Here is a 26,084-nt window from a genome sequence, read left to right as displayed (position 1 = left end):
GTCCTAGGCGTTCACCGGCTTCTTCGCGCCCACGGTCTGCCGGCCCACGCTCACGTAGGTGAAGCCGTTGTCCTGCATGTGGTCGAGGTCGTAGAGGTTGCGGCCGTCGAAGATCAGCTTCTCCTTGAGCAGCTCGCCCACACGCTTGAGGTCGGGCGTGCGGAACTCGGCCCATTCGGTGGCGATGAGCAGGGCATCGGCCCCCTGCAACGCCTCGTATTCGTCAGCTGCGAAGGTGACTCGGTCGCCCAGCAGGCGCTGCACGTTCGGCATGGCCTCCGGATCGAAGGCGGCCACCTGGGCACCCTCCTTCAGCAGGCCGTCGATGATGTAGAGGGCGGGTGCTTCCCGGATGTCGTCGGTGTCCGGCTTGAACGCCAGGCCCCACAGGGCGAACCGGCGCCCCTTGAGCGAGCCGCCGAAGTGCGCTTTCACCTTGTCCACCAAGCTCATCTTCTGGCGTTCGTTCACGGCCATCACACTGCGGATGATCTCGAAAGTGTAGCCGGCCTCATCGCCGCTGTGGGCCAGCGCCTGCACATCCTTGGGGAAGCAGCTGCCGCCGTAGCCGATGCCGGGGAAGAGGAAACGCTTGCCGATGCGCGTGTCCGTGCCGATGCCGATCCGCACCTTGTCCACGTCGGCGCCCACCTTCTCGCAGAAGTTCGCGATCTCGTTCATGAACGTGATCTTGGTGGCCAGGAAGGCGTTGGCGGCGTACTTGGTGAGCTCGGCGCTGCGCTCGTCCATGAAGATGATGGGGTTGCCCTGCCGCACGAAGGGTTTGTAAAGCTCCTCCATCACCTTGCGGGCACGCTCGCTGCTGGTGCCCACCACCACGCGGTCCGGCTTCAGGAAGTCGTCCACGGCGAAGCCCTCGCGCAGGAACTCGGGGTTGCTCACCACGTCGAAGAGCTCCTCCTTCGCGTTCCGCGCCAGCGCGGCGTGCACCTTTTCGGCGGTGCCCACGGGCACGGTGCTCTTATCCACGATCACCTTGTAGTCGGTGATGATGCGGCCCAGGTCGTCGGCCACGCCCAGCACGTACTTCAGGTCGGCGCTGCCATCCTCGCCCGGCGGTGTGGGCAGGGCCAGGAAGATCACCTGCGCCTGGGCCACCGCATCCTTCAGATCCGTGGTGAACCGCAGGCGGCCCTGGCGGATGTTGCGCTCGAAGAGCACATCGAGGTGCGGCTCATAGATCGGCACCTGCCCGGCCTTCAGCTGGCGCACCTTCTCCTCGTTGATGTCCACGCACACCACGTGGTTGCCGGTCTCGGCGAAGCAGGTGCCGGTCACCAGCCCCACGTATCCTGTTCCTACGACTGCGATGTTCATTCGGCGGTTGATTGGGGCGGTCGACGCCCGGTCGGTCTCAGTTGAAGAAGGCCTTCACGGCCCCGGTGATGTGCTCCAGTTGCTCGGTGTCCAGTTCGGTGCTCATGGGCAGGCTCAGCACTTCATGGACGAGCCGCTCCGTCACCGGCAGCGACCCTTCAGCGAAGCGGGGGCTCTTGTACGCATTCTGCAGGTGACAGGGTACAGGGTAGTAGATCATCGCCGGTATCCCCCGGTCCTCCAAGTGTTTGCGCAGGGCATCGCGGCGCCCGCCGGACACGCGCAGGGTGTACTGATGGAACACGTGGGTGCTGAACGAGCTGCGGTCAGGGATGGTGAGCGCGGGCAAACCGGCGAAGGCCGCATCATACGCGGCGGCGGCCTGGCGACGAGCCTCGGCGTAGGCGTCCAGGTGCCGCAACTTGATGCGCAGCACCGCCGCCTGCAGGCTGTCCAGCCTGCTGTTCACGCCCACCACCTCATGGTAGTAACGCACCTCGCTGCCGTGGTTGCACACCCGGCGAAGCCTCTTCGCCAGCGCCTCATCATCGGTGAACAGGGCACCGCCATCGCCGTAGCAGCCCAGGTTCTTGCTGGGGAAAAAGCTGGTGGTACCGATGTGGCCGATGGTGCCGGCCTTGCGCACGGCGCCCGCGGACGAGCGGTGGTCGCTGCCGATGGCCTGGCAGTTGTCCTCGATCACGTACAGGCTGTGCTCCTTCGCAATGGCCATGATGGCGTCCATGTCCGCCGTCTGCCCGAAGAGGTGCACCGGCACGATGGCCTTGGTGCGGGGAGTGATCTTGCGCCGCACGTCCTCCGGATCCAGGTTGAAGCTTCCCGGCAGCACGTCGGCGAACACCGGCACGATGCCCAGCAGCGCCACCACTTCCACCGTGGCCACGAAGGTGAACGACGGGGTGATCACCTCATCGCCCGGCTTGAGGTCCAAGGCCATCATGGCGATCTGCAGCGCGTCCGTGCCGTTGGCGCAGCCGATCACGTGCTTCGCACCGAGGTAGGTCGCCAGCTCCTGCTCGAACGCCTTCACCTCCGGTCCGTTGATGAAGGCGGTGCTTTCGATCACCCTCTGGATCGCGGCGTCCACCTCGGGCTTGATGCGGGCGTACTGGCCGACGAGGTCGACCATATGGATGGGATTCATGGATGCGGGGATGCGCCTGCGGCGCGCGGCGGCGAAGATAGCCATCGGCCCTCGCGGCCGGGCCGCGATCGGCGGGCGCTTGGCGCGCATTGTCCCGGCGCACAAGCCGCTACCTTCGCGCGTCCATGATCGGGTCCCGCAGCATCCTCCTCCCCTTCCTTGTCGCGCTCGCCACAGCGCCGGCCGTCGCACAACGGAGCGTGCGCGACTCGTCGATCGTGCTGGTGCCGGTGACCGTGAGCTACAGCTATCAGGTGCCGGGCGGCTCACTGGCCACCCGCTTCGGGCACAACAGCAACCTGGGCCTCAGCGCGGTGGTGAAGCTGCGCAGCAACTACTTCCTGGGCGCCGAGGGCGGCTTCCTCTTCGGCAACAAGGTGGTGGAGCCCGGTCTGTTGAACGGTGTGCGCAACGCCGCCGGACAGGTGCTCGACCAGAACGGACAACCCGCCACCGTCTTCACCTACCAGCGCGGCTACACGGCCATGGCCGTGGTGGGCAAGATCCTGCCCATCGTAGGGCCCAACCCCAACAGCGGCCTCATGCTGAAGCTCATGGGCGGTTACATGCGCCACAAGATCCGCATCGAGACGCAGAACAACACCGTGCCCCAGTTGGAGGGCGACTACCTGGAGGGCTACGACCGGTTGTGCGCCGGACCGGCCTTCGGCTTCGCCCTGGGCTATCAGCACCTCGGCAACCGCCGATTCATCAACTTCCACGTGGGCTTCGAGATGATCGTGGGCCTCACCACCCCGTTGCGCGCCATGAACTTCGATACCGGCCGCAGCGACACCGACCGCCGCACCGACGTGCTCACCGGCCTGCGCGCCGGATGGACCGTGCCCATCTACCGACGGAAGGCGGACAGCTTCTACATCTACTGATGGCCGGCCTGGCGCACCTGGTCCCGGCGTGCTACACGATCCTGGTGCGCGCGGCCGCACCCTTCCACCCGAAGGCGCGCGCCTGGGTGACGGGCCGCCGCGGCCTGTGGGAGCGGCTGCAGGCAAAGGCCCCGGCCCTGCAGGGCTGCCTGTGGATGCACTGCGCCAGCGTGGGCGAGTTCGAACAGGGCCGGCCCGTGCTCGAAGCCCTGCATGCCGCACACCCCGACCGCCCCGTGCTGGTCACCTTCTTCAGCCCCAGCGGCTACGAGGCCCGCAAGGACCTGCCCCTGGCCACGCACGTGGACCACCTGCCCGCCGACAGCGCGGCCCACGGCGCCCGGCTCGTCGCGCTGCTGCGCCCTTCGGCCGTCCTTTGGGTGAAGTACGAGTTCTGGCCCGGCACCCTGGGCGCCCTTGCCACGGCGGGCGTCCCCACCTTTCTGGTGAGCGGCATCTTCCGCGCCGGTCAACCCTTCTTCCAGTGGTATGGCGGCGCGTGGCGCCGCATGCTGCGCGGCCTCACCCACCTCTTCGTGCAGGACGAGGGCTCGCGCGCCCTGCTGGAACGCATCGGCATCCGCCACGTGACGGTGAGCGGCGACACGCGCTTCGATCGTGTGCGCGCCATCGTGGAGGCGAACGAGGAGCTGCCCACGGCCGCGGCCTTCCGCGGGGCGGGACCTGCGCTGATCTGCGGCAGCACCTGGCCGGCGGACGAAGCGCTTCTGCGCGATGCCCTGGCCGGCATGGACCTTCCCGCGAAAGTCGTGGTGGTGCCCCACGAGATCTCCACGTCCGGGCTGGCGGCCACCGAAGCGCGCTTCCCCAAGCCCTTGGTCCGATGGAGCGAGCTGGAACGGACCTCACCGGGCAACGCCGCCGCGATGCTGGGAAGCAACCCGGCCGGCACGCTGCTGGTGGACCGCATGGGCCTGCTGGCGCGCCTCTACCGGCATGGCGATGTGGCCTACGTCGGCGGTGGGTTCGGAGAGGGCATCCACAGCCTGCTGGAGCCCGCGGCCTGGGGCCTGCCGGTGATCTTCGGTCCACGCCACGCCAAGTTCGCCGAGGCCCGCGCGCTCATCGCCGCCGGCGCCGGCTTCGAGGTGGGCAATATCGACCAGCTGCGCACCGTTCTCCAGCGCCTGCTGACCGATCCCGAAGCCCGCCGGACCGCCGGGGAGGCCGCCGCTCGCTATGTGCGCGAGCAAGCCGGCGCCACAGCACGGGTGGTGGACGGTGTGCAGCAAGGACTCGAGAAACACCCCTGACCCATGCGCAGCATCCTCCTTCTGATGGCGTTCGCCAGCATTGTCCGGGTCCAAGCGACCCACATCCTTGGCGGTGAACTTTACGTGGACGCGCTATCCGCCTCGACGTACACGGTGACCCTGCACCTGTTTGTGGATGCGAGCTCTCCGGCGGACCGCCCCGGGATGCCTGTTGACATGGGCGACGGCGTGGTGGACACCCTGCCGCGCACGAGCATCACCCCCACTTCAAGGGACGGCCTGTACGACCGAGCTGCACGTGTACACCGGCTCCCATACGTATCCGGGATACGGCACTTACCTGTTGACCGTGACCGACCCCAACCGCACCAACAGCATCCTGAACATCCCGAATTCGGTCAATGTGGCGTTCTGTCTGCACACCCTGTTGGTGATCGACCCAATGGTCGCCGCCAACAGCTCGACACGGTTCACCAACATGCAGACCGAGGCGGCCTTCAGCTTCAGCACCCTGGTGCACGACCCCGGTGCCGTGGACACGGACGGTGACAGCCTGTCGTTCGAGCTGGTGGAACCCTTGGGCGACGCGTGCCAGTCCATCCCGGGGTATGTGCCTGCGGACCAAGTAGTGCCTGGCACTCCGCTGTTCTGGCTGGATCCCACCACCGGCACCTTGCTGTGGGACCACCCGCAGCTCATCGGCCGTTACAACGTGGTCATCCGCTGCTCGGAATGGCGCAACGGACAACTGATCGGCCAGGTGACGCGGGACATGACCCTGTGCGTGGACCAGGTGCCCACGGCGATGGCCGAGGCGGCACCGGCGGCGGCGCCGACCGTGCGAACCTTGGACACCGAAGGGCTCTACCAGGTGGAGCCGCCGGGCACGGCGGTGCGCTCCGTGCACGATGCGCAGGGGCGCGTCCTGCCAGCGGACCTACGCGCGCCGGGCCTGGTGGACCTGAGCGAGCGGCCAGCGGGCCTCTACCTGGTGCAGGTGCAGGCGCCCACCGGTGCCCCGCGGATGATCCGGGTGCTGCGCCCCTGACCTCCGGGCGAGAGGCAGCGTTCGGGCCGACCCTCCGTCTTTCCCCGGCCCCGCTACCTTGGCGCCCCCATCATGAGGATCCTCGGCATCTCCGCCTTCTACCACGACAGCGCCGCCGCCCTGCTCCAGGACGGCCGCATCATCGCCGCCGCCCAGGAGGAACGCTTCACCCGCAAGAAGCACGACCCCGGCTTCCCCACCCACGCGGTGCGCTATTGCCTTGAGGAGGCCGGTGTACGCCTTGAGGACCTGGACGCCATCGCCTTCTATGACAAGCCCCTGCTGAAGTTCGAGCGGCTGCTGGAGACGTACTATGGCTTCGCCCCCAAGGGCATCCGCTCCTTCCTGATGAGCATGCCCGTGTGGATGAAGGAGAAGCTCTTCCTGAAGAAGCTCATCCGCGACGAGCTGAAGGCCTTCGGCGACCCCGGGCCCGTGATGCGCAAGCTGCTCTTCCCCGAGCACCACCTGAGCCACGCGGCCAGCGCCTACTACGCTTCGCCCTACACCGATGCCGCCGTGCTCACCATCGACGGCGTGGGCGAGTGGGCCACCGCCAGCATCTGCCACGGCAAGGGGAAGGACATGACGATCCTGCGCGAGCTCCGCTTCCCGCACAGCCTGGGGCTGCTCTATTCGGCCTTCACCTACTTCTGCGGCTTCCGCGTGAACAGCGGCGAATACAAGCTGATGGGCCTGGCCCCGTATGGCCGCGCCGGATCGCCGGAGGTGGAGCGCTACCGCGACCTCATCCTCAAGGAGCTCGTGCGCCTGAACGACGATGGCTCGGTGTGGCTCGATCAGCGCTACTTCGACTATGCGGCCGGTCTGCGCATGGCCGACGACGCGGCCTGGGCCAAGCTGTTCGGCTTCCCGCGCCGCGAACCTGAGAAGGATGAGCTTGCCCAGCATCACTGCGACCTGGCGCTGGCCATCCAGCAGGTGACCGAGGAGGCCGTGCTGCGCATGGCGCGCGAGGCGAAGCGCCTCACTGGCAGCGACCACCTCTGCCTGGCCGGCGGCGTGGCCCTCAACTGCGTGGCCAACGGCAAGCTGCTCGAGAGCGGCCTCTTCAAGGACCTCTTCATCCAACCCGCCGCGGGTGATGCCGGTGGCGCTCTGGGTGCTGCCTACGCTGCGCACCACATCCACCATGGTGCCGCGCGCGACATGGCCGAACAGCCCGACGCCATGCGCGGTGGTTACCTCGGTCCGGACATCACCACGCAGGACGTGGAACGCACCGCGCGCCGCTACAGCGCGCCCTTCCACCGCTTCGACGACCCGACGCAACTGGTGGAGCGCGCCGCCGCGCTGCTGGCCGTGGGCAAGGTGGTGGGCTGGGTGAACGGCCGCATGGAGTTCGGTCCCCGCGCCCTCGGCGCCCGAAGCATCCTGGGCGACCCCCGCGACACCGAGATGCAGAAGAAGCTCAACCTGAAGATCAAGTACCGCGAGAGCTTCCGCCCCTTCGCCCCCGCCGTGCTCGCCGAGGACGCCCCCCGCTACTTCGACATCCACACCCGCTCGCCCTACATGCTGCTGGTGCGGCCCGTGCAGCACGACCTCCGCAAGTCGCTGCCGTCCGACTACCCGCAGTTCGGCATCCGCGAAAAGCTGTACCACGAGCGCTCCAGCCTGCCGGCCATCACCCACGTGGACTTCAGCGCGCGCGTGCAGACCGTGCACCGCGAGACCAACCCGCGCTTCCACGCCCTCATCAGCGCCTTCAAGGCCCGCACCGGCGTGGGCGTGCTGGTGAACACCAGCTTCAACGTGCGCGGCGAACCCATCGTGTGCACCCCCGAGGACGCCTACCGCTGCTTCATGCGCACCGAGATGGACGCCCTGGTGGTGGGCGACCACCTCTTCCTGAAGCCCGAGCAGCCCGCCTGGCAGCGCACGGACAACTGGAAGGAGGAGTTCGTGCTCGACTGACCATGGCGCGGCGCGTCGGCACCGCCCTGTTGCTGCTGCTGTTCACCGTGGCCGCGGCCGAGGTGCTGCTCCGCCTGTGGCCCCCGCTGGGCATCCGCGTGCAGGGCGACCGCCTCGTGCTGCCCACCGATGTGGACGATGTGATCCGCGGCTCCGCCCTGCCCGGCAGCGACACGGTCATCCATGTGCACCGCAACCACCTGGGCCTGCGCGGACCCGACCTTCCGCGTGACACCGCCGGGCTGCTGCGCATCGTGGCCGTGGGCGGTAGCACCACCGAATGCATGTACCTGAGCGACGGCCAGGACTGGCCCGCGCTCCTCGGTGCGCAGCTATCCCGGGAAGGCCGCCCCATCTGGGTGAACAACGCCGGGCTCGACGGCCACAGCACCTTCGGGCACGCCATCCTGTTGGATGACGTGGTGCTCCCGCTGCGCCCGCAGGTGGTTCTGCTTCTGGTGGGCGCCAATGAGCTGGGGCGGAGCGACCTGGGGCGGTACGACCGGGCACAGTGGCGCCAGCGCTCCCGGTCCTGGCCGGAGCACAGCGCCATCCTCCGCACCTGGCGGGCCTGGCGGCAGGCGCGCACGGTGCGCGAAGCCGGGATCGGGCACCGCGCCCTCGAGTTGGACGGCACACCGGCTCCGCTTCCACCGGACAGCCTGCGGATGCAGCTGGCGCGCGAGCAGGCCCTGCTTCCTCGGTACCGCGCCCGACTGGAGGCCTTGATCACCCTATGCCGCGCTGAGGGAAGCCAGCCGGTGCTGATGACGCAACCCTGTATCGCTGCCAACGTCATGGACACGGCGCTCGCGCGAAGGCTGCTGGACCTGCCCCTGCTCACCGGCACGGATGGACGCACCCTGCTTGAACGCCTCGACCTCATCAACAGCGTGACACGCCGCGTGGCCGAGGAACAGGACCTGCCGCTGATCGACCTGGCCCGTGAACTGCCTGGCGGGCCTGCACACTTCTACGACGCGTTCCACTTCACCAAGGCCGGTTCCGCCGCGGTCGCAGCCCTGTGCGCGGAACGGCTCACCGCCTACCTTTCGGCCCGCTTTCCGCAACACCTGACGCACTGAACGCATGGACTTTCTGAAGGACCTCTGGGGCTTCCTGTGGAGCCGCAAGAAGTGGTGGCTTGCCCCCGTCATCATCGTGCTGCTGCTGCTCGGCGTGCTGCTCGTCATCGGCGGCGGATCGGCCGTGGCCCCCTTCATCTACACCCTGTTCTGAGCCATGAGCGCCCCGGCCCACCCCGAGGAACGCACCGACGCCAGCATGCTGGTCATCACCACGGGCTTCCTGGTGCTGCACTTCATCTTCCACAAACCGTGGATGCTGGTGGTGGCCGTGTGCGCCGGCCTCATCGGCCTGCTGCTGCCACCGCTGGCCCGCCTGGTGCACCGCGGCTGGATGAAGCTGGCCCTCGCCTTGGGCTGGTTCAACGGACGCGTGCTCCTCAGCGCGGTCTTCTTCGCGCTGCTGACGCCCATCGCGCTGTTGCGCCGCCTGGGCCGCTCCGATGGCCTCGCCCTGCGCAAGCCCACCGGCAGTGTGTGGACGGTGCGCGACCACACCTACGTGGCCAAGGACCTGGAAACGCCCTGGTGAGGGCGCAGGGGGTCAGCCCTTCAGCTTCGGATTGTTCCGGTGCCGTTCGGCATCGCGTGCGGTCTTCGCCACCATGCGGCGTTCCCACGCCGCCCCCAGGTCCGTGCCGGTCTGGTTGGCCAGGCACAGCATCACGAACAGCACATCGGCCAGCTCCTCGCCGAGGTCCTTTGCCCGGTCGCTCTCCTTCTCGCTCTGCTCTCCATAACGCCGCGCGAGGATCCGCGCCACCTCGCCCACCTCCTCGGCGAGCATGGCCATGTTGGTGAGCGGATCGAAGTAGCGCACCCCCACGGTGCCGACCCACTGGTCCACCTCGGTCTGAAGGCTGCGGAGCGTCATCGTGCTCCTTAGTCCCGAACTCGTATCTTCCACCGCCATGATCAGCCGGGTTTTGCACAAAGGTGTGTGGATCGCGCTTGTGCTGTGCATCTCCCTGCCGGCGGCGGCGCAGGAGGAGCGCGATCAGGTGCAGGCGGTGGTCGATGGTGTGCGCAGCCCGCAGCATGCCCATCAGGCCGCCGTCCTCATCCGCCAACTGCCCGGCGTCGAGATGGGCCGCGTGGACCACAACACGCGCAACCTGCTGCTTCACCTGAGCCCTGGCAGCCCTGTCACCCAGGCCCAGCTCGACCAGTCGATCGCGCCGCTGGGCATGAGCCTGCGTTGTTATCGGCGCACGCCGCTGGACGGCATCGGACCCTTCCGGCACCTCGATCCCCGCACCTGCGATCAGGCCCCCGCCGAGCGATGAAGACCCTGCGGACCCTCCTGGTCGCCGCGCTCCTGCTGGGGATCGGGGCGGAGGGCGCGTCCGCGCAGTGCACGAACTACACCATCACCGTAGGTGGTGGCACCTGGGACTTCGAGATCGATTGGGAGCTGGTGAACGACCTGGGCGTCACGGTGGCCACGGGCTTCGCCCCCCAGACGGTGAGCGTGTGCCTGCCGGCCGGCTGCTACACCATGTACATGTACGATCTCTTCGGCGATGGCTGGAACGGCGCCAGCTTCGTGGTCCGCGTGCAGCCGGCGAACACGATCGTCAGCTCCGGAACGCTGGCCAACGGGTCCTTCGGCACCGCGCAGGTGAACCTCGGCGGCGGGTGCGGTGGCGCCAACTGCAGCAACTACACGCTCACGGTCAGCGGCGGCAGCTTCCCCACCGAGGTGAGCTGGAACCTGGTGAGCGGCGTGCAGATCGTGGGCACCGGCTTCGCCCCGAGTTCCCAGGTGCTTTGCCTGGACACCGGCTGCTTCGTGATGCAGATGTTCGACTCCTTCGGCGATGGATGGAACGGCGCCACCTGGACCCTGACCAACAGCGGCGGCACCACGGTGGGCTCGGGCACCCTGGCCACCGGCAGCATCGGCCAGCAGGTGATCGACCTGAGCCCCACCACGAATTGCTCGATCAGCAGCGGGCCGGTGACGGCCAGCGATTGCCCGCAAGCCGTAAACATCTGCACGAACTACGCCTTCCAGATCGACCCCAACGGCATCGGCAGCCTCAATGAGATCCCGCCGCTCGGCTCCCTGGGCAATCCGGACCTGTTGCTGGGCGACCTGGCCTTCAGCACCTGGGGCAGCGACAACTGGGGCTGCCTGCGCAACAACGAGCTCAACAGCACCTGGATGGTGGTCAACATCAGCGGCAGTGGATCGCTGGAGTTCACCTTCGGCGGGCTCGGCAGCCAGGCCGGCTTCTACGACTGGATCATGTACCCCTACACGCCAGGGACCTGCTCCGCGATCTCCGCCAACACCCTCGCGCCGATCCGCTGCAACTGGAACGAGGTGGCCTTCGGCGGCACCGGGCTTGCGGCCACCACCCCGCCCGGCGGTGATGCCGGCAACTTCGAGCCGCCGCTCAACGTGCTGGCCGGTCAGCAGTACATCATCTGCTTCAGCAACTGGAGCAGCGTGACCACCCTGGTGCCCCTGGAGTTCGGCGGCACCGCCACGGTGAGCTGCGACCCCATCGTGCTGCCTATCACGCTCACCGGCTTCACGGCCGACCCGGTCGAGGCGGGCATCGCCCTCGCCTGGCACACCTCCAGCGAGGAAGGGGTGCGCTCCTTCCTGATCGACCACGGCACCGGGCCCGAGGCCTGGACCACGGTGAGCGAGGTGCAGGCTTCCGGTGGTCCTGCGCAGGAGACCGAATACGCGTTGACGCATCTCCGTCCCGTCACCGGCACCAACTTCTATCGGTTGCGGATCATGCATCACGACGGCACCATCGCCACCGGCCCCACGGTAAGCGCGGAATGGTCCGCTCCCCTCGTGGACGTGGTGCCCAATCCGTCCGCCGGGCGCTTTTCCGTGGCCTGCCACGGATCGCCGATCGAGGTGTTCGACGCGCTCGGGCGTGCCGTGGCCTTCCTTCGGCGCCCCGCCGGCCCGGGCCGTTCCGAAGTGGTGCTCGACCGCCACGCCCAGGGCCTGCACCTGCTCGTGGTGGGTGGCGGCGACGACCGACGGACCGCCCGCGTGCTGGTGGACCGCAGCCTTACTCCCTGAGCCGGCTGTCGATGAGGATGGTGACCGGGCCGTCGTTCACCAGCTCCACCTGCATGTCCGCGCCGAACTCACCGGTGCGCACCGGTCGGCCCACAGCCTCGGTGAGCAGTTGCTTGACGCGCAGATAAAGCGGTACCGCCTCTTCAGGCCGGGCCGCGCGGATGTAGCTCGGGCGGTTGCCCTTGGCGGTGCTCGCCTGGAGGGTGAACTGGCTCACCAGGAGCACCTCCCCACCGACCTGGGTGATGTCGAGGTTCATCACCCCGTCCGCATCGGGGAAGATCCGCATGCGGGCGATCTTGCCGCACAGCCACTCGGCCTCCGCAGCGGTGTCGCCCACCTCCACGCCCAGCAGCACCAGCAGACCACGACCGATGCGCGCGTGCTCGGCCCCGCCGATGTGCACCGACGCTCCGGATACCCGCTGCAGCACGGCCCTCATGGTCAGTGCTCGCGCTGCTGGATGAAGGACCGCACCCGGTCGCGCTTCTCCACCGCACTTCCCTTGCCGGTGATGCCGTCGCGCCAATACCCATAGGTGGCATTGGGCAGGAGGATGAAATACTGCGACAGTTGGCCGGACATCATGTACATGCCCGGCAGTCCCTGACCAGCACTCCGGTCCTTCAACACCTGTTCGAAATCGGTGAGCTGATCGCCCACCAGCAGCACCACACGATGGGTGCGCCGCACCGAATCACGCCTGGCCGTCTTGTCGCTGGTGCCCTGCATGGTGAGCACATGTTCCTTGTCCGCCATGGGGAATCCTAGCCCGGCGAGGTTGGCGATGGTCACCTCCTTCTCATCGGCATCGCGGTTGGTGATGTAGTACACGCTGCAACCGTGGGAGACCGTGTGGTTCAGGAAGTCCAGTGCACCGGGCAGGGGTTTGGCCTCGGCCCGCGCGGTCCAGGCCTTCCAGGTCTCCGGGCTGTAGCCGCGCCCCGCACGGATGTTCTCGAGTTCGTACGGGCTGTTGTCGAGCACGGTCTCGTCCACGTCCACGATCACGGCCGGTGGCAGGCTATCGGGCATGGCGAGGTTGGCGTCGAGCTTCAGCCGGGCGTAGGCATATCCCTGCTCGTACAACCAGGCCACCTCGGCCGAAGCGTTCTGGTAGAGGGCGGCGTTCACGTTCTGGGCCACGAGCTCTCTTGCCGCAGCGGCCTCGGCATCCTCGGCCACCGGGCGCTGAGCGGTGCAGGACCAGAGCCCCATGACGGGGACGAGCAGGGGAATGACGGGGATGCGCATCGTTCACGGGTTCAATCCAGTCGGTAAGGACTCTCCTCATCGATGCCCTCGAGCATGTCGCGGTAGCTGCTGTAGCGGCTTCCGGCCAGCTCTCCAGCCTCCACCGCGGCGCGCACCGCACAGCCGGGTTCGTCCTTGTGCAGGCAGTTGTTGAAGCGGCAACCGCCCTTCAACCGGAAGATCTCGGGGAACTGATCGCCGATGTCCTCGGCCTCCAGGTCCACCAGCCCGAAGCCCTTGATGCCGGGGGTGTCGATGATGAAGGTCGGTGGGATCACGGCCTGAGTGGCGAGTGACGAGCGGCGAGTGTCAGCCGGCTGATCACTCGCCACTCGCAATTCATCACTCGCCACTCCCAGCTCGAACATCTCGGCGTAGGTGGTGGTGTGCTGGCCCTTCTCACTGGCCTCGCTGATGACGGCGGTGTGCAGGTCGAGCGCCGGATCGATGCTGTTGATGAGGGTGCTCTTCCCCACCCCGCTGTGCCCGGCCACCAAGGTCACCCGGCCGGCGAGCAGCTCCCGCACATCGTCCACCCCGGCCCCGGTCCGCGCCGAGGTCATCAGCACCCGATAGCCCGCCTGCTGGTAGGTGTCCACCAGCTCCGCCAGGTCCTCCATCTCGTCGTCGGCCAGGTCGTCCACCTTGTTCACCACCAGCACCACCGGCACCTGGTAAGCCTCGGCGGTCACCAGGAAGCGGTCGATGAAGCCCGTGGAGGTGCGCGGGCGCGCCACCGTCACGATCAGCAGCGCCTGGTCCAGATTGGCGGCGATCACATGCTTGTGGTGGCTCAGGTTCACGCTGCGCCGCACCAGGTAGTTGCGCCGGTCGTGCAGGTCGGTGATGGCGCCCGGGTGGTCCGCATCCTCCTGCGGGCTGAAGTCCACCCGATCGCCCACCGCCACCGGGTTCGTGCTCTTCCACCCCTTGATCCGCAGGTTGCCCTTGGCCACGCACTCGTGCAGCGTGCCGTCGTCGCCACGCACCAGGTAGCGGCTGCCGGTGGAGCGCATCACAAGGCCGGTGGGCATGGTGCGAAGATCGGTGGGAACGCGCTGCAATGTGGAAATGTGAACATGAAAGGAATGTGGCTTCAGGTTCGTGCCAGGGTGAGGTCGCATGCTCCACGCAGGTCAACCCTTGAGGTGGCTGCCACATCTCCACATTCACACATTATCCCTCGCTGACCACCCAAGGATACCTTTACACCCCATGTCCATCTCCGTCCGCGGCATCACCAAGCTCTACGGCCCGCAGAAGGCGCTGGACGACGTGAGCTTCGAGCTGGCGAAGGCGGGCGTGGTGGGCTTCCTGGGACCCAACGGCGCGGGCAAGAGCACCATGATGAAGGTGCTCACCTGCTACCTGCCGCCCACCAGCGGCGAGGCCAGCGTGTGCGGGCACGACATCCGCTCGGCCAGCATGCAGGTGCGGCGCAACGTGGGCTACCTGCCGGAGCACAATCCGCTGTACGTGGACCTGTATGTGCGCGAGTACCTGGAGTTCGTGGCCGGCATCCACGGGCTGAAGGGGAAGGAGGCCCGGGTGCGGGAGATGATCGGTCTGGTGGGCCTGGAGCGTGAACAGCACAAGCGCATCGGCGCGCTCAGCAAGGGCTACCGCCAGCGCGTGGGCCTGGCCCAGGCCCTGATCCATGACCCGCAGGTGCTCATCCTCGACGAGCCCACGAGCGGCCTCGACCCCAATCAGCTGGAAGAGGTGCGCGGCCTCATCCGCACCGTGGGACGCGAGAAGACCGTGCTCCTCAGCACGCATATCATGCAGGAGGTGGAGGCCATCTGCGAACGGGTGATCATCATCGACCGCGGCCGCATCGTGGCCGACGACCGGGCCGACCGGCTGCGCAGCGCCCAGCGCGACCTCGAGGTGCTGGAGGTGGAGTTCGACGGTGGCGTGGAGATGCGGCAGCTACTGGCCATCCCCGGCGTGGTGCATGCGCGCCAGGAGAGCCCGGTGCGGTGGGCCATCGGCCATGCTCGCGAGCAGGATGTGCGGCCCGCCGTGTTCCAGTTCGCCGTGGACCACGGCCGCAAGGTGCTCACCCTGCAGAAGAGCACGCGGGGCCTGGAAGAGGTGTTCAAGGAGCTCACCAAGGGGTGAGTCGCCGCCCCCTCAGAACTTCAGCTGCAGCCCCGCCGTGAGGAAGGACGTGTCGTAACCCACCTCGGCGAACACGCCCAGGAAGTTCGTGAAGTAGTAGCGCGTGCCAACAAAGACCGAGGAACGCACCGGGCTCCGCGCGTTGAAGTTCCGGCGGTAGAGGTTCTCGTAATACGTGGAGGAATACGTGGACCGGTCGGAGTACGTGGTGACGGTGAAGCCCAGGCCGATGCCCGCGTACACATCCCAGTTCTCCACCTTGTGCCAACTGTTCCAGTGGTAGGTGCCGCGGAAGCCGAAGCTCCAGAAGTCGTAGCGCTTGTCCTCCACCCAGTAGAGATAGTCCTCGTAAATGCGCCGGTTGGTATAGGAGAAATAGCCGCCGATGCCAAGGACGCCTGGGCCCACCGGGATGGCCGTTCCGCGGTCGTACATCAGAGAGAGCGTGGGGCGGAACCCGTAGTAGCTGCCATAGCGGTAGTAGTTGCCGCCCACCCCGACGCCCACCCCCACGGCGTTGTCGCCGGCCTGGAAGGCTTGGGCGTGTGCGTGATCGGGGGTCAGGGCCCACAGAAGGCCGGCGGCGAGCAGGGAGCGGAACATGGCGAAAGGTTCGATGGGGCAAAAGTAGATGGGGCGCAACGGCCTTGTCCCGGGCCCGGACGGACGGCTTACCAACAGGCCCCCTTTGAAGCCACGACCGTGCGCAGGGTCGGCGCATCCCGGCGAAACCCCGTTCTTTGCCGCCGCTTAGTCCAAGCCCCATGCCCTACCTCTTCACCTCCGAATCCGTCAGCGAAGGCCACCCCGACAAGGTCGCCGACCAGATCAGCGATGCCCTCATCGACCACTTCCTCGCGTTCGACCCGCAGAGCAAGGTGGCCTGCGAAACCCTGGTGACCACCGGACAGGTGGTGCTGGCCGGCGAGGTGAAGAGCAACGCCTACCTCGATGTGCAGCAGATCGCCCGCGAGGTGATCGAGCGTATCGGTTACACCAAGAGCGAGTACATGTTCGAGGCGCACAGCTGCGGTGTGCTGAGCGCCATCCACGAGCAGAGCCCCGACATCAACCAGGGCGTGGAGCGCAAGAAGCCCGAGGAACAGGGCGCCGGCGACCAGGGCATGATGTTCGGCTACGCCTGCCGCGACACAGATACGTTCATGCCGCTGCCGCTCGAGCTCAGCCACCTGCTGCTCCGCGAGCTCGCCGCCATCCGCCGTGAGAAGAACAGCAAGATGCCCTACCTGCGCCCCGACGCCAAGAGCCAGGTGACCATCGAGTACAACGACGACCACACGCCCAAGCGCATCGACGCCATCGTGGTGAGCACCCAGCATGACGACTTCGACAGCGAGGCGAAGATGCTGGCGCGCATCAAGAAGGACGTGATCGAGGTGCTGATCCCCCGCGTAATGAAGAAGCTGCCCAAGCGGGTGCAGGCCCTCTTCGGCAAGGACATCGCCTACCACATCAACCCCACCGGCAAGTTCGTGATCGGCGGCCCGCACGGCGACACCGGCCTCACCGGCCGCAAGATCATCGTGGACACCTACGGCGGCAAGGGCGCGCACGGCGGCGGTGCCTTCAGCGGCAAGGACCCCAGCAAGGTGGATCGCAGCGCGGCCTACGCGGCGCGCCACGTGGCCAAGCACCTGGTGGCGGCCGGCGTGTGCGACGAATGCCTGGTGCAGGTGGCCTACGCCATCGGCGTGGCCAGGCCCGTGGGCTTCTACGTGAACACCTACGGCACCAGCAAGGTGAAGATGAGCGACGGCCGGATCGCCCAGGTGGTGGGCGGCCTGAAGGAGTTCGACATGCGCCCGTACTTCATCGAGCAGCGCTTCAAGCTCCGCACCCCCATCTACAGCGAGACCGCCGCTTACGGGCACATGGGCCGCGAGTGCAAGGAGGTGACCAAGACCTTCAGCAACGCCGGTCAGAAAGCCACCGTGAAGGTGAAGCTGTTCCCCTGGGAGGAGCTCAATGCCGTGGCCGCGGTGAAAAAGGCGTTCAAGCTGTAAGCTTCCCTGACCCAAGTATCGAGTCGCGAGTGACGCGTGGCGAGTCCGCCATCGTCACTCGCGATCGCATTTCAAGGAGGCCCTTTACCTTGGCGTTGAGGTGCATCCAGCAACCCACTCGGTACTCGCCACTCGGTACTCGCTACTCGCCACTCGGTACTCACTACTCGCCACTCGGTACTCGCTACTCGCCACTCGGTACTCACTACTCGCCACTCGGTACTCACTACTCGCCACTCGGTACTCACTACTCGCCACTCGGTACTCGCTACTCGCCACCGGTACTCACTACTCGCCACTCGGTACTCACTACTCGCCACTCGGTACTCGCTACTCGCCACTCGGTACTCACTACTCGCCACTCGGTACTCACTACTCGCCACTCGGTACTCACTACTCGCCACTCGGTACTCACTACTCGCCACTCGGTACTCACTACTCGCCACTCGCTACTCACTACTCGCCACTCGGTACTCGCTTCTCGCCACTCGGTACTCACTACTCGCCACTCGGCACTCACTACTCGCCACCGGTACTCGCTACTCGCCACTCGGTACTCACTACTCGCCACTCGGTACTCACTACTCGCCACTCGGTACTCACTACTCGCCACTCGGTACTCACTACTCGCCACTCGGTACTCACTACTCGCCACTCGCTACTCGCTACTCGCCACTCGGTACTCACTACTCGCCACTCGGTACTCACTACTCGCCACTCGGTACTCACTACTCGCCACTCGGTACTCACTACTCGCCACTCGGTACTCGCTACTCGCTACTCGCCACTCGGTACTCGCTACTCGTAACCCGACCCATCCCCACCCACCCATGAAGAGCTTTGAAGAGTCGATCGCCTGGCAGCGGGCCATGGACTTGAACGAGGCCGTGGACATCGCGCTATCCGAGAACAAGAACTGGGGCTTCAGGGACCAGTTATTCCGTGCATCCCTGTCCATCTGCAACAACATCGCAGAAGGCCACGAAATGCCTACGAAGGCCCATCAGCTCCGCTACCTCTGGATCGCCAAGGGCTCCTGCAATGAAGTTTGCTCCATGCTCCATCTTGCCCGCCGCAGGAAGTACTTCCCGCCGGATCAGATCGACCGCATGATGGCCCTACAGGACCAGACTGCCCGGCTCCTGCGGACCTACATCAAGACCAAGACCACCGGCTGGCGCAATATCCCAGGTGCGATGGCCCTGCTTGGACTCTGGTTCAACCTCTCCACCCCCTACTTTCTCCGTTGAGGCCGCATCCCTCACCACTCCCTACTCGCTACTCGCCACTCGCCACTCGCCACTCCCTACTCGCCACAAACCCCCCTGTCTCCCAGTCTCTTATCCCCACAAGACCTCTACCCCTTCGTCCAGATCCGGATTTCACACTACTTTCGCAGCCCATTTCGGAGAACATGTACGCCATCGTCAACATCCTCGGCCAGCAATACAAGGTGCAGGGCGGCCAGAAGCTGAAGGTGCACCGCCTCGAAGCCGAGGCCGGCAAGCACGTGGAACTGGACCAGGTGCTGCTGGTGAGCAATGGCTCCACCGTCAGCGTGGGCACCCCCACCGTGGAGGGCGCCCGTGTGGCCGCCAAGGTGCTCGCGCACAGCAAGGGCGACACCGTGCTGGTGTTCAAGAAGAAGCGCCGCAAGGGCTACCAGAAGATGAACGGCCACCGCCAGGCCATCACCGAACTGTGGATCGAGGCCATCCTCGGCAAAGGCGAGAAGTTCGACGCCAGCAAGAGCACCGCCCCCGCCCCCAAGGCCGTGAAGGCCGAGGCCCCGGCGAAGAAGGAGGCCGCCCCCAAGGCGACCAAGGCCGCAGCCAAGAAGGCCGCCCCCGCCAAGAAGGCCGCTCCGGCCAAGAAGGCGGCGCCCGCCAAGAAGGCCCCGGCCAAGAAAGCCGCCCCCAAGAAGGACAGCAAGAAGTGATCATTCCCCGGCCCGCCAACGGCCGACCCTGAAAGACCCCGACAGCCATGGCACACAAGAAAGGTGAAGGCAGCACCAGCAACGGTCGCGAAAGCCACAGCAAACGCCTCGGCGTGAAGATCTACGGCGGCCAACAGGCCACGGCCGGCAACATCCTGGTCCGCCAGCGCGGCACCAAGCACCACCCCGGCAAGAACGTGGGCATCGGTGTGGACCACACCCTCTACGCCCTCGTGGACGGCGTGGTGGAGTTCCGCACCAAGCGCGGCGAACGCAGCTTCGTCAGCGTGATCCCCGCCGAGACGGCCAAGGCCTGATCCCGACCTCCCGGCTGAACGACCTCCGGCGACCCCGGAGGTCGTTCGCGTTCCGGGGCGTGAGGTCGTCGGCCCCGCCCCACCCTGGTTCAAACACCACCATGTCGCAGGCCCGGATGCGGCTTGGGCGACGGCGGTGACACCCCCCCTCCGCCAAGGCTACGGCGGTGAAACCACCACGTTGCCCCCCGCCAACCAGCGCTTCCCATCCGCCAGATGCAGGTGGTAGAGGCCGGGGGCGAAGGGCGTGAGGGGGAGAAGGTGCGAGAGGGAGGATCCGTTCAGCGGTACGGTCTCCCGCAGCACCTCCCGGCCCGAGGCGTCCAGCAGCACGGCCTGCACCGCGCCCGTGGGCCTGTACCCAGGCGGCAGCTCCAGCTCCAGACGCACTTGCTCCGTGGCGGGGTTGGGCCACAGCCGCAGCCGCTCCTGTAGGCTGACCTCATACTCCTGCACACCCACCAGATGGCAGCCCGGCACCACGCAGCCCAGGCTGTCGATCTTGATCACGTAGGCGGTCTGAAGCCCCGGGTGCCCGCCCGTATTATCCTGATAGACCCAGCCGGTGCTGATGAAACCACCATCCGAGGTGAGGCTGATGTCCCGAGGATTGTGAAGGTCGACGAACGCCGAATAGGTCCGGCTCCAGAGGCTGTCACCGGCCGCGCTGAACTTGGCGATGTGCGTGAGCCCCAGGAAGACGTGGATGCAGCTCACGAACGAACCATCGGGCAGCACCTCCATGTCGAGCGGCGAGGCGAGGTAGTGGTAGTGCGAGCGCTTCTGCCAGACGATGTCGCCTTGTGCATCCCACTTGGTGAACATTACCTGCTGCCAGTAGTTGGGCCAGTTATCCTCCCGGTATTCACCCGCCGTGATGATCGTGCTGTCCGGTGCCATGCGCACGGCAAAGACCCCCGTGGCATCTTCCCCGAACTGTCTCCACCAAAGCAGGTTGCCCATTGTATCCGTGCGGATCAGGAACTGCTCATCATTCACGCCCAGCCTGTAGTTGACGCCAGTTAGTACAAACCCGCCTCCAGGTATCTCTGCACATGAGTAGGCCAGGGTGGATTGATCCGCTTGGCCATAGCGCCGCGTCCACAGGGTATCGCCATCGGTGTTCAACCGCACCGCAAAGGCACGCGCACCATCCGCGATCGCCGGCGGATCGAAGAAGCCAGCGGCGATGAAACCTCCATCTGCGGTTGGCCTGGTCTGGTGGAAGAAGTGGGTGAGGGAATCGGAAGGATCATACGTGAAGAGGAACTTCCGATCGGTCGTATCCCCATCCTCATTGAACCGATAGAGGTACGAATGCGCCCAGAAGTCAGAGCCCTCCAGCACGATGCTGGCGAAGCCGCCGGTATCCATCCGACAGACCGGAGAGACCTGCCCGAAGGCATAATGCCTGGGATCCCCGAAGGCATACTCCCGTTCATGCACGAACTGCCCCTGTGCATCCAGCTTGCGCACAAAGAGGTGGGTCTTGCCCGAGCCGTCGTGCGAAATCTGGTGGGAGAAGAGCAAATACCCGCTATCAGTTTCAAAAATGCTTACACCGTCCCCCGGACTACCGTCCTGGACCTGATCAAAATGCACGACAAAGCCGTTCTGGGCGGGCACCCCCATGGTGCCCGCCAGAACGATCATCGCCATGCATGCGATCGAGCGCATCCGTTCTTCACATTGCGTTTCACCTCGGCCGAGATGGACAGCGGAAAGTTCGGGATCCTTCCGCAGCCCAAGGTGGCCGCTCCTCGTTCCATTCTGCAGCATCCGCCCCAAAGCACGGTCGCCACGGCACGGGATCAGATGGCCCCGCCCCACCCCACCCGCTACCTTTGTCCGCTCACCGCCCCACGCCCGCATGCTCGAACTGTCCTTCCTGCGCACCCAGGCCGACGAGGCCGAACGTCGCCTCGCGAAACGCCACATCGATGCCCGCGCCGCGCTGGAGCACGCCCGCCAACTGGATGAGGCGCGCCGCGCCGCCCAGGTGGCCGTGGACGACCGCCAGGCCGAGATCAATACCCTGAGCCGCAGCATCGGTGAGCTGATGAAGGCCGGCCAAAAGGCCGAGGCCGAAGCCGCCAAGGCCCGCAGCACCGCGCTTAAAGAGGGCATGGACCCGTTGCGCTCCGCGATGGAGGCCGCCGAACGCGCCCTCACCGACCACCTGCTCACCCTGCCCAACGCCCCCGCCGACCGCGTTCCCGCCGGGCGCACACCGGAGGACAACGTGGTGGTGGTGCAGGAAGGCGCCATCCCCGACCTGGGCCCCGGCGCCAAGCCCCACTGGGAACTGGGAGAGGAGTACGGCATCCTGCACATGGACCTGGGCGTGAAGCTCACCGGCGCCGGCTTCCCGGTGTACAGCGGCCAGGGCGCCCGGCTGCAGCGTGCCCTCATCGCCTTCTTCCTGGACCGCGCCACCGCCGCCGGCTACCGCGAGATCATCCCGCCGCACCTGGTGAACGCCGCCAGCGCCTACGCCACTGGCCAGCTGCCGGACAAAGAGGGCCAGATGTACCACGCCACGGTGGACGACCTCTACCTGATCCCCACCGCCGAGGTGCCCATCACCAACCTGTACCGCGACGAGATCGTGGACGCCGACCGGCTGCCCATCCGCAACGTGGGCTACACCCCCTGCTTCCGCCGTGAGGCCGGCAGCTACGGCGCCCATGTGCGCGGCCTCAACCGCGTGCACCAGTTCGACAAGGTGGAGATCGTGCGCGTGGAGCGACCCGAGGACAGCTACGCCGCGCTGGAGGAGATGGTGGAGCACGTGAAAGGACTGCTGCGCGACCTGGAGATGCCCTTCCGCCAGCTGCTGCTCTGCGGCGGCGACATGGGCTTCGCCAGCGCGCTCACCTACGACATGGAGGTGTTCAGCGCCGCCCAGCAGCGCTGGCTGGAGGTGAGCAGCATCAGCAACTTCGAGACCTTCCAGAGCAACCGCCTGAAACTGCGCTTCCGCGGCGAGGACAAGAAGCCCCGCCTGGCACACACCTTGAACGGCAGCGCCCTGGCCCTGGCCCGCATCGTCGCCGCCCTGCTGGAGAACAACCAGACGCCCGACGGCATCCACATCCCCAAGGCCCTGCAGCCCTACACCGGCTTCGACCGCATCACCCGATGACGCGCCGCGCACCGATCGCCCTCCTGGCCGCGTTCATCCTCACGCTGGGCGCGTGCACCCGCAACGCCCACCCCGAGCTGCTGGCCGAGGTGGACGCCATGCTCCGCCGCGCCGACAGCCTGAAGCAGCTCGTGGACACCATCGACCTGGCCGCCTACGACCACATGGACTCGGTGTTCCGCAGCCAGCGCACCGCGCTGGAGGAGCTGCTGAAGGACACCCTGGCCAAGGAACAGGCCGTGCCCATCGGCAACTACTACCGCGCCATGGACCGCTCCCTGGGCCGCGTGCGCAAGCAGACGCCGGAGCTGCGCGCCGAGCTGGACCGCAGCCGCACCCAGCTCACCGACCTGCGCCACGACATCGGCCGCGACCTGCTGCCGGAAGGCCCGCGCACCACCTACCTGCAGCAGGAACGCCTGATGCTGGACCAGCTGGAGAAGAGCGCCACCACCGTCACCCGCAGCGTGGGCACCTGCCAGCGCGAGTGGGAGGCCCACCACCGCGCCATCGCCGAACTGCTGGCCCCGCCGGGCACCACGCCATGAAGCTGCCGCGGCCCATCCTGTTCGCGCTGCTGCTCACTGCGGCGGCGGCGTCCGCGCAGGCCCAGGACGGGACCGACGAGCAGCTGGCCGCCCAGTACTTCCAGTCCGGCGACCACGAGAAGGCCATCCTCTACTACGAACGCCTCTACCGCAAGCAGCCCACGCCCTTCTACTACGAGCAGCTCTACAAGAGCTATGTGGCCCTGAAGGACCTGCCGCGTGCCGAGAAACTGGCCCGCGAACAGATGAAGCGCGACAGCGACCCGCGCTACGCGGTGGACCTGGGCATGGTGCTGCGCCTGGCCGGCGAGGAGGACAAGGCCCGGCAACAGTTCGAGAAGGTGCTGCGCGGCATGCGCCCCGAACAGAACAGCATCCGCCAGGTGGCCAACGCCTTCACCCGGCACAACGAGCACGACCTGGCCCTGGAGGCTTACCAGCGCGGGCAGCGCCTGTTGAAGGACGGCCCCGGCTTCCAGTTCGAGATCGCCAACCTGTACGCCCTGAAGGGCGATGTGCCCGCCATGACCAGCGCCTACCTGGACCTGCTCGCGGTGAACGAGGGCTACATCCAGGCGGTGCAGAACGGCCTTTCCCGCGCCATCGACTTCACCCGCCGCGATGCCGCCACCGAGGCCCTCCGCACCGAACTGCTGCGGCGCATCCAGCGCAACCCCGAACGCTCCATCCACCAGGAGCTGCTCATCTGGATGTACATCCAACAAAAGGACCTGGACGGCGCCTTCGTGCAATGCAAGGCACTGGACAAGCGCTTCGACGAGGGCGGCACGCGGCTGATGGACCTGGCGGAGATCGCCCTGAGCAACGGCGAGCACGCCACCGCCATGAAGTGCTATGACCATGTGGTGGGCCTGGGCCGACGCGATGGCCTGTACGCCAAGGCCCGCATGGGCCAGGTGCGCACCGAAATGGCCCGCCTCACCACGATGGCCGAGCCCCCCGCCGCCGACCTCGCGGCCCTGCGCACCCGCTACGAGGTCACCCTCGATGAGCTGGGCCGCAACAAGAGCACCGTGGACCTGATGGAGGACCTCGCCCGGGTGCAGGCCTACTACCTCAACGACCGCGCCGCCGCCTCCGCCCTGCTGGATCAGGCCCTGGACCTGCCCGACATCGATGCCGCCACCCGCGGACGCATCAAGCTCGCCCTGGCCGATGTGCACCTCTTCGATGGCGACATCTGGGAGGCCTCGCTGCTCTACAGCCAGGTGGACCTCGACTTCAAGTACGACCCCCTCGGCCACGAGGCCCGCCTGCGCAACGCCAAGGTGAGCTTCTACGCCGGCGACTTCCTGTGGGCCAAGGGCCAGCTCGATGTGCTCAAGGCCTCCACCTCGAAGCTCATCGCCAACGACGCCATGGAGCTGAGCCTGCTGATCAGCGACCACATCGGCGCGGACAGCAACAGCACGCCGCTCGCCCTTTACGCCCAGGCGGACCTGCTCACCTTCCAGCGCCGCTACCCCGAAGCCATCGCCGTGCTCGACACCCTCGACCGGGCCTTTCCCATGGACGGCATCGCGGACGACGTGCTGTTCCTGCGCCACCGCATCGCCCGCGACCGCAAGGCGCACGCCGAGGCCGCCTCCTATCTTGAACGGATCGTGGCCGAACACCCGCTCGCCATCCTGGTGGACAACGCCCTCTTCGAACTGGGCCGCCTGCATGAGGACCAGCTGAAGGACCCCGAGAAGGCCAGACAGTATTACGAGAAGCTCCTGTTCGAGCAGCCCGGCAGCATCTTCGTGCCCGAGGCCCGCGCCCGGTTCCGCCGGTTGCGCGGCGATGCCCCGGACACCGATCCGGCCGACGGCGGCACCACCCCGCCCCAATGATCATCTACAACGTCACCGTCAACGTCGATGCCGACGTGGCCGAGGACTGGCTGCGGTGGATGCACAGCGTGCATGTGCCCGAGGTGATGGCCACCGGCCTCTTCCTCGACAGCCGGATCCTGCGTGTGCTGGCCGAGGAGAACGGCGGCCTCACCTATGCCGTGCAGTACACCTGCGCCGACATGGCCACCTACGAGCGGTACCGCGACGAGCACGCCCCGCGCCTGCAGGCCGAAACGCAGAAGCGCTACGGAGGCCGCTTCGCCGCTTTCCGCACCCTGCTGCAGGTGCTGCACACCGCGTGATCCGCGCCACCGCCCCATGCACGTCCGCCCCAAGAAGCACCTGGGCCAGCACTTCCTGAAGGAGGACGCCATCGCCGCGCGCATCGCCGACGCCCTCACCCACCACGGCGGCTACCGCCGGGTGCTGGAGGTGGGGCCCGGCACCGGAGCGCTCACCAGGCACCTGATCCCTCGCACGGACATCGACCTCGTCTGCATCGAGGTGGACACCGAGAGCCTGGCCCACCTCCGTGCGCACCATCCGGAGCTGCGGCTCATCGAGGGCGACTTCCTGCGGCTCGACCTGAACGCGCTGGGCGACGGCCCTTTCGCCGTCATTGGCAACTTCCCCTACAACATCAGCACACAGATCATCTTCAAGGTGCTGGAGCACCGCGACCGCTGCACCGAGGTGGTGGGCATGTTCCAGAAGGAGGTGGCCGACCGCATCCGCGCCGGGCATGGCAGCAAAGTGTATGGCATCACCAGCGTGCTGGCGCAGGCGTACTACGATGTGGAGCTCCTCTTCCACGTGGAGCCCGGCTCTTTCATCCCGCCGCCCAAGGTGCGCAGCTCGGTGATCCGCCTGCGGCGCAACGCCACCGCACGGCTCGCCTGCGACGAGGGCATTTTCCACCGCCTGGTGAAAGCCGCCTTCAACCAGCGGCGCAAGACCCTGGCCAACGCCCTGCGCCACTTCCCCGGGCTGGAAGGCGGCCTGCCCGCGGACCTCGCCCCGCGCCGCGCCGAACAGCTGCCGGTGGACGCCTTCGTGGCGCTCGCCGCCGCCGCCGGCCCCGCCACCGTGTGAGCCGCCCGCCCCTTCGTAGCTTTGAACGCCC

27 protein-coding genes are annotated in these 26,084 nt (G+C 66.8%); 19 read left to right on the top strand and 8 right to left on the bottom strand.

Annotated features, from left to right (window positions below; all coding sequences use genetic code 11):
• Positions 1–3: 3 nt before the first annotated feature.
• On the bottom strand, positions 4–1,338 hold the full coding sequence (locus IPJ87_17070) for a UDP-glucose/GDP-mannose dehydrogenase family protein (protein ID MBK7943557.1): 1,335 nt from the start codon (positions 1,336–1,338) through the stop codon (positions 4–6).
• A gap of 37 nt (positions 1,339–1,375) precedes the next feature.
• Positions 1,376–2,488: a DegT/DnrJ/EryC1/StrS family aminotransferase gene (locus IPJ87_17065; protein ID MBK7943556.1), complete on the bottom strand. Its 1,113-nt coding sequence runs from the start codon at positions 2,486–2,488 to the stop codon at positions 1,376–1,378.
• Positions 2,489–2,628: 140 nt separating this feature from the next.
• Here IPJ87_17065 and IPJ87_17060 point away from each other — a divergent pair, with 140 nt between their 5' ends.
• The 7 genes from IPJ87_17060 to IPJ87_17030 all read left to right on the top strand — a co-directional run bounded on the left by IPJ87_17060 (position 2,629) and on the right by IPJ87_17030 (position 9,228).
• Entirely contained in the window at positions 2,629–3,390 is a 762-nt protein-coding gene (locus tag IPJ87_17060; GenBank protein ID MBK7943555.1) for a hypothetical protein, read from the top strand.
• The gene (locus IPJ87_17055; protein MBK7943554.1) at positions 3,390–4,664 is read left to right on the top strand and encodes a 3-deoxy-D-manno-octulosonic acid transferase; all 1,275 of its coding nucleotides are present in this window, start codon (positions 3,390–3,392) and stop codon (positions 4,662–4,664) included. Before IPJ87_17060 ends, IPJ87_17055 begins: the two co-directional genes overlap by 1 nt.
• Positions 4,665–4,923: 259 nt before the next feature.
• Positions 4,924–5,673 carry a hypothetical protein gene (locus IPJ87_17050; GenBank protein ID MBK7943553.1) on the top strand — a complete coding sequence of 250 codons (750 nt, stop codon included), beginning with the start codon at positions 4,924–4,926 and terminating at the stop codon, positions 5,671–5,673.
• A 72-nt stretch (positions 5,674–5,745) separates the two neighbouring features.
• A complete protein-coding gene (locus IPJ87_17045) occupies positions 5,746–7,611 on the top strand; it encodes a carbamoyltransferase (protein MBK7943552.1) in 1,866 nt (621 codons plus the stop codon).
• 2 nt (positions 7,612–7,613) lie between these two features.
• The gene (locus IPJ87_17040) at positions 7,614–8,696 is read left to right on the top strand and encodes an SGNH/GDSL hydrolase family protein (protein ID MBK7943551.1); all 1,083 of its coding nucleotides are present in this window, start codon (positions 7,614–7,616) and stop codon (positions 8,694–8,696) included.
• 4 nt (positions 8,697–8,700) lie between these two features.
• On the top strand, positions 8,701–8,850 hold the full coding sequence (locus IPJ87_17035; GenBank protein MBK7943550.1) for a hypothetical protein: 150 nt from the start codon (positions 8,701–8,703) through the stop codon (positions 8,848–8,850).
• 3 nt (positions 8,851–8,853) lie between these two features.
• On the top strand, positions 8,854–9,228 hold the full coding sequence (locus IPJ87_17030; protein MBK7943549.1) for a hypothetical protein: 375 nt from the start codon (positions 8,854–8,856) through the stop codon (positions 9,226–9,228).
• Positions 9,229–9,240: 12 nt separating this feature from the next.
• Here the strand turns inward: IPJ87_17030 and IPJ87_17025 are convergent, their stop codons facing one another.
• Positions 9,241–9,570 carry a nucleotide pyrophosphohydrolase gene (locus IPJ87_17025; protein MBK7943548.1) on the bottom strand — a complete coding sequence of 110 codons (330 nt, stop codon included), beginning with the start codon at positions 9,568–9,570 and terminating at the stop codon, positions 9,241–9,243.
• Between the two features lie 37 nt (positions 9,571–9,607).
• Between IPJ87_17025 and IPJ87_17020 the strand changes: the two genes are divergently transcribed.
• On the top strand, positions 9,608–9,982 hold the full coding sequence (locus IPJ87_17020; GenBank protein MBK7943547.1) for a hypothetical protein: 375 nt from the start codon (positions 9,608–9,610) through the stop codon (positions 9,980–9,982).
• Positions 9,979–11,751, top strand: a complete 1,773-nt coding sequence (locus IPJ87_17015) for a hypothetical protein (protein ID MBK7943546.1) — start codon at positions 9,979–9,981, stop codon at positions 11,749–11,751. The genes IPJ87_17020 and IPJ87_17015 overlap by 4 nt, the downstream gene beginning before the upstream one ends.
• Here IPJ87_17015 and IPJ87_17010 read toward each other — a convergent pair.
• Genes IPJ87_17010 through rsgA form a run of 3 tightly spaced genes read right to left on the bottom strand, consistent with a single transcriptional unit; the run spans position 11,741 to position 14,039 of the window.
• A complete protein-coding gene (locus IPJ87_17010; protein MBK7943545.1) occupies positions 11,741–12,193 on the bottom strand; it encodes a D-tyrosyl-tRNA(Tyr) deacylase in 453 nt (150 codons plus the stop codon). The two genes, IPJ87_17015 and IPJ87_17010, sit on opposite strands and share 11 nt — an antisense overlap.
• A gap of 2 nt (positions 12,194–12,195) precedes the next feature.
• Complete coding sequence (locus tag IPJ87_17005; GenBank protein ID MBK7943544.1) at positions 12,196–13,005, bottom strand: 5'-nucleotidase, lipoprotein e(P4) family; 810 nt, start codon at positions 13,003–13,005, stop codon at positions 12,196–12,198.
• Positions 13,006–13,016: 11 nt separating this feature from the next.
• Positions 13,017–14,039 carry a ribosome small subunit-dependent GTPase A gene (gene rsgA, locus IPJ87_17000; GenBank protein ID MBK7943543.1) on the bottom strand — a complete coding sequence of 341 codons (1,023 nt, stop codon included), beginning with the start codon at positions 14,037–14,039 and terminating at the stop codon, positions 13,017–13,019.
• 181 nt (positions 14,040–14,220) lie between these two features.
• On the opposite strand from rsgA, the gene gldA reads away from it, so the two are divergent.
• Positions 14,221–15,129: a gliding motility-associated ABC transporter ATP-binding subunit GldA gene (gene gldA, locus IPJ87_16995; GenBank protein MBK7943542.1), complete on the top strand. Its 909-nt coding sequence runs from the start codon at positions 14,221–14,223 to the stop codon at positions 15,127–15,129.
• A gap of 12 nt (positions 15,130–15,141) precedes the next feature.
• On the opposite strand, the gene IPJ87_16990 is transcribed toward gldA, so the two are convergent.
• A complete protein-coding gene (locus IPJ87_16990; GenBank protein MBK7943541.1) occupies positions 15,142–15,732 on the bottom strand; it encodes a hypothetical protein in 591 nt (196 codons plus the stop codon).
• A gap of 161 nt (positions 15,733–15,893) precedes the next feature.
• Here IPJ87_16990 and IPJ87_16985 point away from each other — a divergent pair, with 161 nt between their 5' ends.
• The 4 genes from IPJ87_16985 to rpmA all read left to right on the top strand — a co-directional run bounded on the left by IPJ87_16985 (position 15,894) and on the right by rpmA (position 19,409).
• Positions 15,894–17,153, top strand: coding sequence for a methionine adenosyltransferase (locus tag IPJ87_16985; protein ID MBK7943540.1), 1,260 nt, complete (start codon positions 15,894–15,896; stop codon positions 17,151–17,153).
• 830 nt (positions 17,154–17,983) lie between these two features.
• Positions 17,984–18,403, top strand: coding sequence for a four helix bundle protein (locus tag IPJ87_16980; protein ID MBK7943539.1), 420 nt, complete (start codon positions 17,984–17,986; stop codon positions 18,401–18,403).
• A 164-nt stretch (positions 18,404–18,567) separates the two neighbouring features.
• Complete coding sequence (gene rplU, locus IPJ87_16975) at positions 18,568–19,092, top strand: 50S ribosomal protein L21 (protein ID MBK7943538.1); 525 nt, start codon at positions 18,568–18,570, stop codon at positions 19,090–19,092.
• Positions 19,093–19,139: 47 nt separating this feature from the next.
• Entirely contained in the window at positions 19,140–19,409 is a 270-nt protein-coding gene (gene rpmA / locus IPJ87_16970; protein MBK7943537.1) for a 50S ribosomal protein L27, read from the top strand.
• A gap of 159 nt (positions 19,410–19,568) precedes the next feature.
• On the opposite strand, the gene IPJ87_16965 is transcribed toward rpmA, so the two are convergent.
• On the bottom strand, positions 19,569–21,068 hold the full coding sequence (locus IPJ87_16965) for a hypothetical protein (GenBank protein ID MBK7943536.1): 1,500 nt from the start codon (positions 21,066–21,068) through the stop codon (positions 19,569–19,571).
• A 211-nt stretch (positions 21,069–21,279) separates the two neighbouring features.
• On the opposite strand from IPJ87_16965, the gene serS reads away from it, so the two are divergent.
• Genes serS through rsmA form a run of 5 tightly spaced genes read left to right on the top strand, consistent with a single transcriptional unit; the run spans position 21,280 to position 26,053 of the window.
• Positions 21,280–22,554 (top strand): serine--tRNA ligase, encoded by a 1,275-nt coding sequence (serS, locus tag IPJ87_16960; GenBank protein ID MBK7943535.1) that lies wholly within the window; start codon positions 21,280–21,282, stop codon positions 22,552–22,554.
• A complete protein-coding gene (locus IPJ87_16955) occupies positions 22,551–23,102 on the top strand; it encodes a hypothetical protein (protein ID MBK7943534.1) in 552 nt (183 codons plus the stop codon). The genes serS and IPJ87_16955 overlap by 4 nt, the downstream gene beginning before the upstream one ends.
• Positions 23,099–24,958: a tetratricopeptide repeat protein gene (locus tag IPJ87_16950; protein ID MBK7943533.1), complete on the top strand. Its 1,860-nt coding sequence runs from the start codon at positions 23,099–23,101 to the stop codon at positions 24,956–24,958. The genes IPJ87_16955 and IPJ87_16950 overlap by 4 nt, the downstream gene beginning before the upstream one ends.
• A complete protein-coding gene (locus tag IPJ87_16945) occupies positions 24,955–25,263 on the top strand; it encodes a DUF4286 family protein (protein ID MBK7943532.1) in 309 nt (102 codons plus the stop codon). Before IPJ87_16950 ends, IPJ87_16945 begins: the two co-directional genes overlap by 4 nt.
• Before the next feature lie 16 nt (positions 25,264–25,279).
• Entirely contained in the window at positions 25,280–26,053 is a 774-nt protein-coding gene (rsmA, locus tag IPJ87_16940; GenBank protein ID MBK7943531.1) for a ribosomal RNA small subunit methyltransferase A, read from the top strand.
• The last annotated feature ends 31 nt before the right edge of the window (positions 26,054–26,084 follow it).

This window comes from Flavobacteriales bacterium, assembly GCA_016713875.1.
In the GTDB taxonomy this organism is placed as follows: domain Bacteria; phylum Bacteroidota; class Bacteroidia; order Flavobacteriales_F; family PHOS-HE28; genus PHOS-HE28.
Note: the sequence above shows the minus strand (reverse complement) of the source record. Positions and strands in the feature narration are given on the sequence as shown.

What these genes read in the sequence shown, in the direction of transcription:
- IPJ87_17070 (MBK7943557.1), bottom strand. Translation starts at nt 1,338, where the DNA reads ATGAACATCGCAGTCGTAGGAACAGGATACGTGGGGCTGGTGACCGGC.
- IPJ87_17065 (MBK7943556.1), bottom strand. Translation starts at nt 2,488, where the DNA reads ATGGTCGACCTCGTCGGCCAGTACGCCCGCATCAAGCCCGAGGTGGAC.
- IPJ87_17060 (MBK7943555.1), top strand. Translation starts at nt 2,629, where the DNA reads ATGATCGGGTCCCGCAGCATCCTCCTCCCCTTCCTTGTCGCGCTCGCC.
- IPJ87_17055 (MBK7943554.1), top strand. Translation starts at nt 3,390, where the DNA reads ATGGCCGGCCTGGCGCACCTGGTCCCGGCGTGCTACACGATCCTGGTG.
- IPJ87_17045 (MBK7943552.1), top strand. Translation starts at nt 5,746, where the DNA reads ATGAGGATCCTCGGCATCTCCGCCTTCTACCACGACAGCGCCGCCGCC.
- IPJ87_17040 (MBK7943551.1), top strand. Translation starts at nt 7,614, where the DNA reads ATGGCGCGGCGCGTCGGCACCGCCCTGTTGCTGCTGCTGTTCACCGTG.
- IPJ87_17035 (MBK7943550.1), top strand. Translation starts at nt 8,701, where the DNA reads ATGGACTTTCTGAAGGACCTCTGGGGCTTCCTGTGGAGCCGCAAGAAG.
- IPJ87_17030 (MBK7943549.1), top strand. Translation starts at nt 8,854, where the DNA reads ATGAGCGCCCCGGCCCACCCCGAGGAACGCACCGACGCCAGCATGCTG.
- IPJ87_17025 (MBK7943548.1), bottom strand. Translation starts at nt 9,570, where the DNA reads ATGACGCTCCGCAGCCTTCAGACCGAGGTGGACCAGTGGGTCGGCACC.
- IPJ87_17020 (MBK7943547.1), top strand. Translation starts at nt 9,608, where the DNA reads ATGATCAGCCGGGTTTTGCACAAAGGTGTGTGGATCGCGCTTGTGCTG.
- IPJ87_17015 (MBK7943546.1), top strand. Translation starts at nt 9,979, where the DNA reads ATGAAGACCCTGCGGACCCTCCTGGTCGCCGCGCTCCTGCTGGGGATC.
- IPJ87_17010 (MBK7943545.1), bottom strand. Translation starts at nt 12,193, where the DNA reads ATGAGGGCCGTGCTGCAGCGGGTATCCGGAGCGTCGGTGCACATCGGC.
- IPJ87_17005 (MBK7943544.1), bottom strand. Translation starts at nt 13,005, where the DNA reads ATGCGCATCCCCGTCATTCCCCTGCTCGTCCCCGTCATGGGGCTCTGG.
- rsgA (MBK7943543.1), bottom strand. Translation starts at nt 14,039, where the DNA reads ATGCCCACCGGCCTTGTGATGCGCTCCACCGGCAGCCGCTACCTGGTG.
- gldA (MBK7943542.1), top strand. Translation starts at nt 14,221, where the DNA reads ATGTCCATCTCCGTCCGCGGCATCACCAAGCTCTACGGCCCGCAGAAG.
- IPJ87_16990 (MBK7943541.1), bottom strand. Translation starts at nt 15,732, where the DNA reads ATGTTCCGCTCCCTGCTCGCCGCCGGCCTTCTGTGGGCCCTGACCCCC.
- IPJ87_16985 (MBK7943540.1), top strand. Translation starts at nt 15,894, where the DNA reads ATGCCCTACCTCTTCACCTCCGAATCCGTCAGCGAAGGCCACCCCGAC.
- IPJ87_16980 (MBK7943539.1), top strand. Translation starts at nt 17,984, where the DNA reads ATGAAGAGCTTTGAAGAGTCGATCGCCTGGCAGCGGGCCATGGACTTG.
- rplU (MBK7943538.1), top strand. Translation starts at nt 18,568, where the DNA reads ATGTACGCCATCGTCAACATCCTCGGCCAGCAATACAAGGTGCAGGGC.
- rpmA (MBK7943537.1), top strand. Translation starts at nt 19,140, where the DNA reads ATGGCACACAAGAAAGGTGAAGGCAGCACCAGCAACGGTCGCGAAAGC.
- IPJ87_16965 (MBK7943536.1), bottom strand. Translation starts at nt 21,068, where the DNA reads ATGGCGATGATCGTTCTGGCGGGCACCATGGGGGTGCCCGCCCAGAAC.
- serS (MBK7943535.1), top strand. Translation starts at nt 21,280, where the DNA reads ATGCTCGAACTGTCCTTCCTGCGCACCCAGGCCGACGAGGCCGAACGT.
- IPJ87_16955 (MBK7943534.1), top strand. Translation starts at nt 22,551, where the DNA reads ATGACGCGCCGCGCACCGATCGCCCTCCTGGCCGCGTTCATCCTCACG.
- IPJ87_16950 (MBK7943533.1), top strand. Translation starts at nt 23,099, where the DNA reads ATGAAGCTGCCGCGGCCCATCCTGTTCGCGCTGCTGCTCACTGCGGCG.
- IPJ87_16945 (MBK7943532.1), top strand. Translation starts at nt 24,955, where the DNA reads ATGATCATCTACAACGTCACCGTCAACGTCGATGCCGACGTGGCCGAG.
- rsmA (MBK7943531.1), top strand. Translation starts at nt 25,280, where the DNA reads ATGCACGTCCGCCCCAAGAAGCACCTGGGCCAGCACTTCCTGAAGGAG.